We start from the raw sequence: 11,973 nt of genomic DNA on the forward strand, positions 1-11,973 counted from the left end.
ATTGAGCTTAAAAGAATATCTTTTCGGCTTTGCCTGCGAGGACCGTGCGGCGGAATTTTTACGCGGCGAAGGATTTGAAATTTTAAAGCGAAATTTCCGCTGCCGCTTCGGCGAGATCGACATCGTCGCGCGCAAAGACGGCATTTTGCACTTCGTAGAAGTAAAGGCCACGAGCGGCGATTACGACGCCGCAGAGCGCGTGACGGGCGCTAAGATGGCTAAAATTTTAAAGGCGGCGGAATTTTATCTGATGAGCTGCGATAAGGACGAGCCGTGGCAGATCGATGTCGTGGAAGTTTATCCAAAGCAGATAAAATTTATCGCCAACATATCTTTTTAAATTAGAATTTTTATTATTTATTTAAGATAATGAACTATAATCCGCAGAATTTTAACACAAGGAGAACATTATGGGAAAGTATATAGAGCTTACTTCGGAGAATTTCGATGTTACTAAAGAGGGTGTCGCGCTAGTCGATTTCTGGGCGCCTTGGTGCGGACCGTGCCGTATGATCGCCCCGATCATCGAGGAGCTTGCGAACGATTACGACGGCAAGGCTAAAATTTGCAAAGTAAATACCGACGAAGCGCAGGATCTTGCGGTGCAGTTCGGCGTTCGCTCGATCCCAACGATACTATTTTTCAAAGACGGCGAGCTAAAAGCTCAGCTCATCGGCGCGCAATCCAAGCAGATCATAGCCGACAAGCTAAACTCGCTTCTGTAAATTTTAAAAGGGCGGCTTTCGCCCTTTCTTCTCCCACTCATCGTTTTATTAATTAAATTCGTAAATTTAACGCTCGCGGCTTTACTTAATAAAATAATTAAGGAGAAAAAATGTTAGATTTAGCAATTATTGGCGGCGGTCCTGCGGGGCTAGCGGCGGGGCTTTATGCTACAAGAGGCGGTTTAAAGGATGTCGTGATGTTTGAGATGGGTATGCCCGGCGGGCAGATTACCTCAAGCTCCGAGATGGAAAACTACCCAGGCGTTGCTGCGGTGACTGATGGGATGAGCTTTATGGCGCCTTGGCAGGAGCAGTGCTTCCGCTTCGGGCTGAAGCATGAGATGGTGCGCGTGCTGCGCGTCTCAAAAGACGGCGACGGAAATTTTACGATCTATCTCGAGGGCGATCAAACACGTCGCGCGCGCGCCGTTATCGTGGCTACCGGCTCTACTCCGCGCCGCGCGGGAATCAAGGGTGAGGATGAGTTTTTTGGTCGCGGCGTCAGCACTTGCGCGACCTGCGACGGATTTTTTTATAAGGGCAAAGAGGTTGCCGTCCTCGGCGGCGGCGACACGGCGTTAGAGGAGTCGCTGTATCTAGCTAAAATTTGCTCTAAAGTCTATCTGATTCACCGTCGCGATGAGTTTCGAGCCGCGCCTTCTACCGTGCAAAAGGTGCGCGAAAGTGAAAATATCGAGCTCATCACAAACGCGCTCGTAGAGCAGATAAAAGGCGATGTAAGCGGCGTAACTGGCGTCGTAGTCAAGGATAAAACAAGCGGCGCCGCGCGCGAGCTGCAGCTGCCTGGGATCTTCGTATTTGTGGGGCTTGACGTACGAAACGAGGTGCTAAAAGACGAAAGCGGCAAGTTTATCTGCGACGTCACGCCAGGCGGACAAGTCGCGGTAAATTTAAAGATGCAAACAAGCGTACACGGGCTATTTGCGGCGGGCGATATGAGACAGGATGCGCCTAAACAGGTCGTTTGCGCGGCAGGCGACGGCGCGGTTGCCGCACTTAGCGCGATCGCGTATCTGCAAGGACACGACAAATAAGCTTGTATTCGGGCTAAAATTTTACGGCGCGGCGGGCGAAGCTACTTCCGTCGCGCTTTTTAAATTTAAAAGCCCGCGTCAAATTTGAATGAAATAATGAAATTTTGACGCAAGGCGGCTCAAATTTAAAATTTCGTCAAATTGAGCCGCAAAATAATGCTATCGTCTTTTGCGGAAACGCTTCCGAGCCGAAACGTCTTTTAAAAATTCAGATAAAATTTTATTGTCTTTCGTAGAAAGTTGCAAGGGCGTCTTCCGCCGTTTTTCTATTATTAAATGCCGATCTTATCTTAATAACATCATCAATTATATCTTTAGTCACTATAAATTTATCCGATAAACTTACGCTCTTATCGGCATTCACGATAAAATTTAATTCGATCGCAGCCTGTGGCGGCAGCTCTGCTGCCCTTCCAAGCTGTAGCCTTATTTGGCTAGGCGTTAGCTGCGAATAATAAGCGACGTCTTCTAATGAATCAATAATATTACTCATATAAATCGCAGAAGTTTTTGGTTCACCATCCTTTAGTATTTCATCTTTTAATTTATCGTCGCAATCAACTGGCTTTTTTTGAAATGAGTAATCTATTTTGCCTCTGTCTTTGAGCTCCTCTTGAAATTTCGTCTCATTTATTTTGCAATGTTCATTTGCCAATTTAAGTAAACGCTGTTGTTTATCATCAGATTTATCTTTATAGAAAAGCACGGCACCTCTTAAAGACGTGTTTAGCATAGCCTCTTTATATTTTTTGTTAAAGGCATCTACATCGACCTTTACTTTCTCCATATCCACGTCGCAAACCATCTTAACCGTCTTTAATCCGCCGTTTTCCTCTTTGCTCCAGGTAATATTTTTGCAGATTTTCGAGCCCTCGATCGCCGCGCCGATACTCATAGACTTAAAATCGGACAGAGTGTAGTTTTTCACGAGCCCTATCTCATCCTCGCCGCATCCTACTAAAATCAATGCCGCTAGCGCGGCGCCTAACGTATATTTCATCTTCGCTCCTTTGAGATAAATTTTAAAAATAATGCTACCCCCTCCCTGCTTAAACATGTATAAATTTAAAGCCGAAATTTGAAATAAATTCGCAAAGCGCTAGAGATCAAGAATGCAAAGGTGAAATTTGATGAAAGAATTCGGCGAGAGAGGGAGGGAATCGAACCCCCCGGAAAACGGTCAACCGCCCTCCTATCGGATTTGAAGTCCGCAGACGCCACCAGGTCGCCATCCTCTCCAAATGCGAGAATTATAGCGAGATAAAATTTATTTAGCTTTAAAGAGGCTAAATTTTAAGCCCTTTCGGCTCATTATTAGCGACGGTAGAATTATGAGCGCGCCTAAAAGAAGCAGGCTCATCACCAGACATATTAACATCCCGAAGTAGATCGTAGGCCAGAAATTACTCATCATCATCACGCTAAAGCCCAAAATGATCGCAAACGACGTATAATACATCGCGTATCCGATACTTGCGTGGCTCGCGCGGATAGCCGCGGCCTCGTCGCCCAGGCGCGCAAACTCGCGCTTGTAGCGATAGATATAGTGGATGACATCGTCCACGCCGATACCGATGCTGATCGCCGCTATCGTGATACTCATGATATCCAGCGGGATGCCCGCAACGCCCATGATGCCGAAGCAGGCGCAAAGCGGGATTAAATTTACTATGATCGCGATAAGCGCGTATGAAAGCGAGCGAAAGATGATCACGAAAAGCACGAAAAGCACGAGCACGGTGATACCCAGGGTGTCTATCTGCGAGCTCATCAGGCTTTGAAGCATATTGTTATAAAGCACCATTATGCCGCTAATTTGCGCGCTTGCCTGCTCGCCCTCGAGCAAAGAATTTAGCCCGCTTTGCAGATCTTTTAGGAATTTTGCTCTGCGTAAGCGCGGATCGCTGTCTATCGTGCGGACGCTAAAATGTGCTTCGCTCGCTTCGATATTTACAAAAGGTGAAAGCACCATTTCGCGGTAGTTTGCGGGCATTTCAGAGTAGATTAGAGCAAGGCTCAGATCGTCCAGATCGCGCCCCTGATTAATCTGCTTGCCGAGCTTTAAAAGCGATGCGAGCGAGCTTACGTTGCCGATAAACTCGTGTCCCGTGACGTTTTTGTCCTTCAAAAAATCATCTATTTTGCCGATGATACGCATCTTTTCGGAGGTAAACCAATACTGCGGCTTGTTTTCGTTGGCGGCGTATTCAGCTTCAAAATCGCCAAAATCGTCGCTCGCAGTGGAATTCCGCTCTAAATTTGCGGCATGGGTCTGATCTGAATTCACGGCTTCGCTTGGTTGTGCTGCCGCGAAGGAGCTTTGCTCGGTAAAATTTTGATCATTGAAATTTTGCGCCGCGGCAACGGAACTTTGAGGTATGGAATTTCCTGCAATAGAATTTTGCGCTGTGGCGGTAGAATTCTTAGTAGCGGAATTATGCGCGATAGAATTTTGCCCTGCGGGATTGGAATTTTCGCCGCTCTTAAAATTTGCGCTACCGCTTGCGGAATTTTCACTCCCGCTAGCAGTATCTGCGCCGCCTGCACTTTTAAATTTAACGACGATATCAAGCGGGATTGTTCCGCCGAGATTTGTATCGATGACCTCCATGCCTGCGCGGATGTCGGTGCTTTTTTTGAAGTAGCCGATGAAGCTGTTTTCGACGCGCAGCTGCGAGATACCGTACAGCCCAAAGATCACCGCCGCAGCGCATACGCCATAGACCGCGCCTCTGCTGCGTAGCGCCGTTTCGGCGCACCAAAGGGTAAATTTAAAGTGCTGCTCGAAGCTGCGATTATTGTGCGTACGCTTTAGCAGCGACATAACCGCGCCGAATACTCCAAACGCCGTAACTAGCGAGATACTGATGCCTACGCTCATCATAATTCCCAGAGAAATTACGGGTTTTATATCGCAAAAAATTAGCGACATAAAGCCGATAACGGTCGTAAAGATTGCGAAAAAGCAGGGCATCGCGCGCTCGCGAAGCACTGCGTAAACGAGCTGGCGTTGCGAAAATGCGTGAAAGCGCGCGCTAAATTCGCGGTATGCGACGATTAGGTGGATACAGACCGAAACCGTGATGATGAGCTGAAGCGCGATAAAATTTGAGCTGATGACGGTAATTTCAAAGTCTAAAAAGCCGAAAAGCCCCGCTGCGAGCACGACCGAATACGCGCAGATGATAAGCGGCAGCAGGATAAATTTCGCCTGTCTAAAAAAGAGCCAAAAGCAAGCCAGCAGAAGCACCAAGGCGCCGAGTCCGTAGGTCGCCAGATCCGAGCGGACGTAGCCCACCATATCGTCTGCGATCATATTTAATCCGCCTAGAAACAATCGGTCGCCCGTAAATTCCTTCTCAAAGCCCGCGATCAGCGCGCGCAAAGCCACAATGTCGCGGTGATCCTTTTCGCGTAGTTCGTCGCGGTAGGATTTAAAATTTTGCTCCGCAACTTTAAGCGCGTCTTTAAGCTGTGAAATTTGAGCCCCCGAGCGGTTGCCCTCGTGCTCCGCTTGCTCTAGAGCGCTTTTAGCTCCGTCTCTTAGGCGCAAAAGCTCCTCGTAGCGGGTCTGCGGCTTTAAATTTATTAAAATTGCGGTAGTGCGAAAATCGGCGCTTACTAAATTTGATGCGTAAAAGGGGCTTGTGGCAAACTCGCGCCTAGCCGCGGTTAAATTTACGTCCGCGTCGGTAAGGGTGGGTATGTGTTTAAGCAGCTCGCTCATGCCGCCACCTTTGTTTAGCAAAAGCGGCACATTCGTAATATCTGTGACGCTGGCGACGAAATCCAGCTTGGAAAAAGCTGCGTCCATCTGCGCTATCTTGCGGATCGTCTCGGGCGCTAAAAGATCGCCTGCGGGAGTGTATGCAAGCACCAAGAAATTCGGCGTTTCGTAGCGTTTGGATACTTCGCGCCAAATTTGAAGATCTTTGTCATTATCTAGTAGAAGCGTCTGGCTTGAAGCATCGATCTCAAGCTTTGTGGAGTAATATCCTAAAAACAGCGCCAGCGCCGTAAACAGCGCGAGCGTGATTTTCGGAAACGCGACGATTAAGCGAAAAATTTTTTTCAAATACCGCTCTTTTGGGCGTGCCGCTATTCGCCGCTATTGATGACGGTGGAATTTAGCCGCTTTATAAGCTCGTCAAAGCCCAAACTTTGCGTTACGTCGCCTAGCTGCGAGCGGTAGGTCTGAATTAGGCTGACACCCACGATATCGACGTCGTAGATGCGCCAATCCGCGCCGTTAGGATAAAATTTAAAATCGATGTCATAGTTTTTCTGCTCGCCGATGACCTGCGTTTTTAGCACGCGGCGCTTATCGCTCGGGCTTTGTTTACTTAGCACCTTCATATCCTGATCGGTATAAAGCGAAAGCTTTTCGATAAAGGAGCGCTTTAGATGCGCCTCGAAGGCCTTATCAAATTCTGCGATCTGCGCCGGGCTAAGGCTCGCATAATGTTTAGCAAGGGAGAGCTTTGCCATCATCTTATAATCAAAATAGCCGTCAAAAAGCGCAAAAATTTTCGCAGGCTTTGCGTCTTTTGGGGTGCTGCTTCGCATGATGCTTACGGCCTCGGCGACCTTTTGGCTCATCACCGGCTCGATATCCGCATCGCTAATAGCGTGCGCCGAAATCAAAAGCGCTCCGCAAAGCGCTAGAACTTTTAAAATTTTCATTTTTATTCCTTTATTAATTTCTCGCGATTTTGCTCGTAAGCATCGCGTAAAAATGGATATAGATCCACCGCATCTTTGGTCATTTTTTCATAAAATTTCGGATCGCGCGAGTAGTCATTAAATATTCTAAATCCGTTGACAGAGTTTCGAACGGTGCCGTCTTTAATATAATTTATCGGGTTTGAAAAATAATCTCCTACAAGCCCCGCTGTATCGCGGAGATTGCTTTGCCCCAAAATCGGCCAGACGATATGCGGACCTGCCGGCACGCCCCAGTATCCTAGCGTCTGCCCGAAATCCTCGTCGTGGCGCGGAATTCCGTAGTATTTGCCTGCCATATCGTTAAGCCCGCCGAAGCCGACGGTCGAATTGATCAAAAATCGCTTCGTCTCGTCCCAAGAATTTTCAAATTTACCCTGCAATAGGTTGTTTACGAGCCTCATCGGATATAAAATATTATAGAAAAAATTTGAAAACGCGCCCTGGATCGGATCGGGCATTACGTAGTCGTAACCGCTGGCTACGGGGGTTAGTATGTATGAGTAAAATACGTCGTTGAAGCTCGTCATTACGCGGTTGTAGCCGCTAAGCGGATCGAAAACCTCACGCTTGGCGAACTCCTCGTCAAAACCATCCGTATCGCTAGGTGCTACGTCTTGCTTTTGCGAGCAACCGCAAAGCGCCAACGCCGCGGCTAAGAATAGAATTTTTATAAATTTCAAATGCGACCCTTCTTTATAAATCAAAGTGGCGATTTTACAAATTTAAAGAAATTTTGTCAATAAAGGTAAAATTTCATATAGAATTTCCCTCCTTATATCGCAGAATAAAGCCTGCAGCCGTTTAAGAAATATATCAGAGGATATATTATAAAATCACGCGAAAGTAAATAAGAAAGGATGAAAATGGACGCAAAATTTGCTTTGGAATTCCTACTTGGCGAGGAAACATCACTTTTAGCTAAGCATATTAAGCTGCTTAAAGCTGTGGACGAAACTAAAAGTATTACAAAGGCCGCAGAGATCGTAGGAGTGTCGTATAAAAACGGCTGGGACGCGCTAAATTTAATCAACAACGCGAGCAAAAAGCCCCTCATCGTCCGCACTCAAGGCACTAAGAAAAATAGCGGCTCCGAGCTCACCCCTTACGCTCACAAGCTGATTCGCGCTTATGATGCTATCAGCCACGCGGGCGAGACGTTTTTGAGTGAAATTTTAAAGCTTGACGAGATTACCGAAGAGAGCCTTTTAAGCTTAGAGAAGATCGGTATGAAGCTTTCTGCGCGAAATCAGCTAAGTGTTGAGATTACGGATGTTCAAACAGGCGCTGTAAATTCTCAAATCACGGCTAAGCTCGCAGGTGGCGAAATTTTATGCGCGACGGTAACTGTAGAGAGCGAAAAGAATTTAGGGCTAAAGACGGGCAAGGATGTGCTGTTTTTATTCAAAGCCCCAAGCGTCATCATCGCTAAAGGAGCCTCGGAGAAGCTAAAACTTAGCACGACGAATCAAATCAAAGGCACGATTAGCGAGGTCAAAATCGGCGCGGTAAACGCAGAGATCTGTCTAGGCACAAGCTCGCACCAAAATATCACCGCGATCATCACGCGAGAATCTGCCACCGCGATGGGTCTAGGAGTAGGAGATGAAGTAACGGCGATCATCGAGTCTAGCGAGATCATTATCGGTGCGTAACGCGACGGAATTCAGGCGCGCAAATTTTAAAATTTAAGGCGCAAATTTAAAATTTTAGATACAATTCAATTCTCGGCGAGAGCCGAAACGAAAGGCATAAAATGAAGTTAAAAGCAGTGCTTTTAGGAATTTTAACCGCAGGCGCGCTTAGCGCAGGAGAGGTCAGCGTAGCAGCCGCTGCGAACACGACGTATGCATTTGACGAGATCAAAGCGGAATTTGCCAAGCTGCATCCGCAAACCACGCTAAACGTGAGCTTGGGCGCCAGCGGTGCGCTTAGTACGCAGATCAAAAACGGCGCGCCGTTTGATATTTTTATGGCGGCGGATATGAAATTTGCAGACGATCTGCATAAAGAGGGCTTCGCGGCGGCACCTGCCAAAACCTATGCAAAGGGCAAGGTGGCGATGTTTAGCGTGCGCGGCGTAGATCTTAGCAAAGGGCTTGAAATTTTAAAAGACCCTAGCGTAAAAACGATTTCGATAGCAAATCCAAAGACCGCTCCTTACGGCACCGCAAGCGTGGAAGCTTTCAAAAAAGCGGGAATTTACGAGGATATCAAAGGCAAAATCGTAGAAGCAAAATCGATCGGCGAGGCTCTTTCGCAAGCGCTTAAAGCTTCCGACGTCGGCTTTATCGCGGCCAGCGCGATGTATGCGCCTAAGATGGCAAAGGACGGCTGCAATGGCAAGCCTTGCAAGCAGGGAGAAAATTTCGTCTTGGTCGACACCAAGCTCTACGAGCCGATAGCTCAAGGCATGGTTGTGCTAAATCGCGCCAAAGACAATGCCGAAGCCAAGGCATTTTATGATTTTATCCTAAGCGATAAGGGCAAAGAGATCTTTGCTAAATACGGATACGAGTTTTAATGATTAGAGCGAGAATCAACGAAATTTTACAAAAAGACGGCATCCATTCTGTAGGATTTATCGCAGGCGGCATCAAGCTGCGTGGCGTATTTCTGCAGCTAAGTAGCGAGCTTAAGGTGGGCAGTGAAGTTTACGTGGGCTTTAAAAGCACCGATGTGCTTTTATCTCGCGAAGCCCTAAGTGGTGTATCTAGCGAAAATGAAATTCACGGCAAGATTATGAGCCTAAGTTTGGGCGAAATTCTATGCACGCTCAGGTTTGAAGGCAAGATAAGCTTTGATGTGCTCATTAGCGCGCATTCTGCGCAGGAGCTTGCTTTACGCGAGGGCGACGAGGTTTTCGCATACATTAACGCCACTGCGATATATATAGAAAAATATGATAACGATTGATTGTAAGAAAAAAATCAGTGATGATTTCTCGATTGATGCTCGCTTAGAGATTAACAAAGGCTCGTTTGTGTGCCTATATGGGCGCAGCGGCAGCGGTAAGACTACGCTACTGCGCATTTTGGCTGGATTTTTGCGCGCAGATAGCGGTAGCATAAAAGACGGCGATCGTGTGCTGCAAGAAGGCAATGAATTCTTAAGTGCGGGCAAGCGCAGGATCGGCTTTTTATTTCAAGACTACGCACTTTTTGAGAATATGAGCGTGACGGGCAATCTACTTTTTGCCAGAAACGATCCGCAAAAAGCTGCGATGCTGCTTGAAATTTTAGAGCTTAGTGAGTTTGCAAAATCCGGCGTCGAGGGTCTTAGCGGCGGGCAGAAGCAGCGCGTGGCACTTGCTCGCGCACTGATGCAGGAGCCTGAAATTTTGCTACTTGACGAGCCGCTTTCGGCGCTTGATTTTACGATGCGCGAAAAAATCCAAGAGTATTTGCTAAAGATCCACGAGCAGTTTCATCAGACCGTGATTTTGGTAAGCCACGATGTGAGCGAGATTTATAGGCTTTGCAAGCGAGTTTATGAGATGAAGGATGGCAGGATCGTCCGCACCGGTACGCCGGAGGAAATTTTTCTTAAAACTAGCGGCTCTCAGAAGTTTTCTTTCGTGGGCAAAATTGTTGATTTGCAAGCACGCGACGGGGTCAAAGTGGCTGTCGTAGCGATCGGCAGCCAGCTGTGCGAAGTGGTGCTAAGCAATGCAGAAGCCGATGGCTTGCAAGTAGGCGATGAGGTCAAAGCGGGTGCCAAAGCCTTTAATATCACTCTGCGTAAAATTTAAACTTGCAGACAAGCTTTTAGGTGCGCCTAAGTAGGAAACTTCAACTAGATTAGAGATTTAAATACAGGCTTTTATGGAATTTAGACGAGGGATTTTGCGAAATTTTAGCTAGATTTGCCCGCAAAATACGGTGAGATTTTAAAATTTCATTCGCATCGCGCTTAGATTTTCATGAAACACAAAATTTAAACGCAGGCTAGAGCAAAACCGCAATGCAAGACTAGATAGCGTGGGGAAAGTAAGCTTAAATTTTAGATTTTGCGCAGACAGGCGCCGTTAAATTCCTTCTTTGAATTTATTAATTGGCGTGGTGGGTTTATTTTTAAATTTGGCGGCTTTTAGCTTACTTTTTTGGCAGGAGTTGCGCGAATTCTATCATGCGATTTTGGTAAAAAATTTAATGTGAAGCTTCGCGCAAACTTAAAATTTTCAGATTTAGAATTTTACCTGGATTTTGTGGCTTTGAAATTTTAAAAGCTCTAACGGCCTGAAGCTTGCGTGCTAAACTCGCTCAATAAGAGCTGCGGCAAAATTTCATTAACCGGGTCTTTTGGGTTTATGCGAAATTTTAAAATTTTGTTTTTGTCAGGCTCAATGTAATTCCACTAAGTTGTTCAGAGAATGCCGTTTGGCTATATCTTGCGTGAAATTTGCGCTCAGATAAATCCTGCCCGCTCAAGTTTTAAAGCTAAGCTAAGCTTTTTGAAATTTAGCTCAGCAAAATTCGTGGTCTTAAAGAACCGCCAGCTTAGTAGAGTTTAAATGCCTGACGGAATTTGCACGCTTGAAGGAATTTATTGGCCAAGCACTTTTATAAATTCCGCTCGCTTTAGCTTGCGTGAAATTTTTAAAATTTCATTTTGCAAAGCCTTATGACTATGAGGTTTGCGCAAATTCTATCCAGCTTTGCCTCTAAATTTTAAAGCAGAGCTAGGCTTTTAAAATTTTATAGTTTGGGCCCAGCGGCTCGGCTCGGAGGATAAATGTTTGAAATTCTAAAGGGGCTCGATTACACGCCGTTTCTCGTTTCATTAAAGCTTGCCAGCTTGACGACGCTCGCGTTGTTTATCATCTGCGTGCCGCTCGCGTTTTTTATGGCGAGAAAAAATTTCCGCGGCAAAAGCGTGATCGAATCGATCATCTCGCTTCCACTCGTGCTGCCGCCTTCGGTGCTAGGGTTTTACCTACTCGTTTTTCTCTCGCCGTATTCGGTGCTGGGGGAGTTTTTCGACAAACACTTCGGGCTTCGGCTCGTATTTAATTTCAGCGGGCTAGTGATCGCGAGCTGTATCTACTCGCTGCCGTTTATGTTTTCACCGCTGGTTTCGGGCTTTCGCTCGCTTCCGCGCTCGCTTTTTTGGGCGTGTGACTCGCTCGGCAAGGGCTATTTTTCCAAGCTGTTTCGCGTCGCGTTGCCCGCGATTCGCCATTCTATGCTTAGCGCCTTGGTGATCTGCTTTGCGCATACGATGGGCGAGTTTGGCGTCGTGCTGATGATCGGCGGCAGCGTGAGCGAGCAGACCAAGGTCGCCTCCATCGCGATCTACGAAGCAACCGAAACGCTCGATTTTGCGCAGGCTCACGCATATTCGGCGCTGATGCTGCTCTTTAGCTTCGCCGTGCTTTTGATTATGCATTTTTTGGGCGCAAAGGGCGCAAAAATACAAGCTTAAATCGGCTTTAAAACGAAATTTGCTAAAATCCCGCAAAATTTGGAATT

Annotated in this window: 12 protein-coding genes; 8 read left to right on the forward strand and 4 right to left on the reverse strand. The window is 46.8% G+C overall.

Annotated elements, in window-relative coordinates; genetic code table 11:
* Position 1: 1 nt before the first annotated feature.
* The 3 genes from CGRAC_RS01710 to trxB all read left to right on the forward strand — a co-directional run bounded on the left by CGRAC_RS01710 (position 2) and on the right by trxB (position 1,780).
* A complete protein-coding gene (locus tag CGRAC_RS01710; protein WP_005869719.1) occupies positions 2-340 on the forward strand; it encodes a YraN family protein in 339 nt (112 codons plus the stop codon).
* A 70-nt stretch (positions 341-410) separates the two neighbouring features.
* Positions 411-725 carry a thioredoxin gene (trxA, locus tag CGRAC_RS01715; protein ID WP_005869718.1) on the forward strand — a complete coding sequence of 105 codons (315 nt, stop codon included), beginning with the start codon at positions 411-413 and terminating at the stop codon, positions 723-725.
* 110 nt (positions 726-835) lie between these two features.
* On the forward strand, positions 836-1,780 hold the full coding sequence (gene trxB / locus CGRAC_RS01720; protein ID WP_005869716.1) for a thioredoxin-disulfide reductase: 945 nt from the start codon (positions 836-838) through the stop codon (positions 1,778-1,780).
* Positions 1,781-2,000: 220 nt separating this feature from the next.
* On the opposite strand, the gene CGRAC_RS01725 is transcribed toward trxB, so the two are convergent.
* From CGRAC_RS01725 to CGRAC_RS01740, 4 genes are all read right to left on the reverse strand, one after another.
* Complete coding sequence (locus CGRAC_RS01725) at positions 2,001-2,780, reverse strand: hypothetical protein (RefSeq protein ID WP_040303382.1); 780 nt, start codon at positions 2,778-2,780, stop codon at positions 2,001-2,003.
* 267 nt (positions 2,781-3,047) lie between these two features.
* A complete protein-coding gene (locus tag CGRAC_RS12390; RefSeq protein WP_005869710.1) occupies positions 3,048-5,855 on the reverse strand; it encodes an MMPL family transporter in 2,808 nt (935 codons plus the stop codon).
* Between the two features lie 23 nt (positions 5,856-5,878).
* Positions 5,879-6,463: a Tgt2/MlaC family protein gene (locus CGRAC_RS01735; RefSeq protein WP_005869709.1), complete on the reverse strand. Its 585-nt coding sequence runs from the start codon at positions 6,461-6,463 to the stop codon at positions 5,879-5,881.
* A gap of 2 nt (positions 6,464-6,465) precedes the next feature.
* Positions 6,466-7,185, reverse strand: a complete 720-nt coding sequence (locus tag CGRAC_RS01740; RefSeq protein WP_005869706.1) for an MlaA family lipoprotein — start codon at positions 7,183-7,185, stop codon at positions 6,466-6,468.
* A 183-nt stretch (positions 7,186-7,368) separates the two neighbouring features.
* Here CGRAC_RS01740 and CGRAC_RS01745 point away from each other — a divergent pair, with 183 nt between their 5' ends.
* From CGRAC_RS01745 to modB, 5 genes are all read left to right on the forward strand, one after another.
* Positions 7,369-8,157 carry a TOBE domain-containing protein gene (locus tag CGRAC_RS01745; RefSeq protein WP_005869703.1) on the forward strand — a complete coding sequence of 263 codons (789 nt, stop codon included), beginning with the start codon at positions 7,369-7,371 and terminating at the stop codon, positions 8,155-8,157.
* Between the two features lie 101 nt (positions 8,158-8,258).
* Positions 8,259-9,026: a molybdate ABC transporter substrate-binding protein gene (modA, locus tag CGRAC_RS01750; RefSeq protein ID WP_005869701.1), complete on the forward strand. Its 768-nt coding sequence runs from the start codon at positions 8,259-8,261 to the stop codon at positions 9,024-9,026.
* Positions 9,026-9,418: a TOBE domain-containing protein gene (locus tag CGRAC_RS01755; protein ID WP_005869698.1), complete on the forward strand. Its 393-nt coding sequence runs from the start codon at positions 9,026-9,028 to the stop codon at positions 9,416-9,418. Before modA ends, CGRAC_RS01755 begins: the two co-directional genes overlap by 1 nt.
* Complete coding sequence (locus CGRAC_RS01760; RefSeq protein WP_005869696.1) at positions 9,405-10,253, forward strand: ABC transporter ATP-binding protein; 849 nt, start codon at positions 9,405-9,407, stop codon at positions 10,251-10,253. Before CGRAC_RS01755 ends, CGRAC_RS01760 begins: the two co-directional genes overlap by 14 nt.
* 983 nt (positions 10,254-11,236) lie before the next feature.
* On the forward strand, positions 11,237-11,926 hold the full coding sequence (gene modB, locus CGRAC_RS01765) for a molybdate ABC transporter permease subunit (protein WP_005869692.1): 690 nt from the start codon (positions 11,237-11,239) through the stop codon (positions 11,924-11,926).
* Positions 11,927-11,973: the final 47 nt, after the last annotated feature.

The sequence above is a fragment of the Campylobacter gracilis genome (assembly GCF_001190745.1).
GTDB lineage: Bacteria > Campylobacterota > Campylobacteria > Campylobacterales > Campylobacteraceae > Campylobacter_B > Campylobacter_B gracilis.

Excerpts from the sequence above, each read along its gene's own strand:
- CGRAC_RS01745 (WP_005869703.1), top strand. The coding sequence starts at position 7,369 with ATGGACGCAAAATTTGCTTTGGAATTCCTACTTGGCGAGGAAACATCA.
- CGRAC_RS01755 (WP_005869698.1), top strand. The coding sequence starts at position 9,026 with ATGATTAGAGCGAGAATCAACGAAATTTTACAAAAAGACGGCATCCAT.
- trxA (WP_005869718.1), top strand. The coding sequence starts at position 411 with ATGGGAAAGTATATAGAGCTTACTTCGGAGAATTTCGATGTTACTAAA.
- trxB (WP_005869716.1), top strand. The coding sequence starts at position 836 with ATGTTAGATTTAGCAATTATTGGCGGCGGTCCTGCGGGGCTAGCGGCG.
- CGRAC_RS01760 (WP_005869696.1), top strand. The coding sequence starts at position 9,405 with ATGATAACGATTGATTGTAAGAAAAAAATCAGTGATGATTTCTCGATT.
- CGRAC_RS01735 (WP_005869709.1), bottom strand. The coding sequence starts at position 6,463 with ATGAAAATTTTAAAAGTTCTAGCGCTTTGCGGAGCGCTTTTGATTTCG.
- CGRAC_RS01725 (WP_040303382.1), bottom strand. The coding sequence starts at position 2,780 with ATGAAATATACGTTAGGCGCCGCGCTAGCGGCATTGATTTTAGTAGGA.
- modB (WP_005869692.1), top strand. The coding sequence starts at position 11,237 with ATGTTTGAAATTCTAAAGGGGCTCGATTACACGCCGTTTCTCGTTTCA.
- modA (WP_005869701.1), top strand. The coding sequence starts at position 8,259 with ATGAAGTTAAAAGCAGTGCTTTTAGGAATTTTAACCGCAGGCGCGCTT.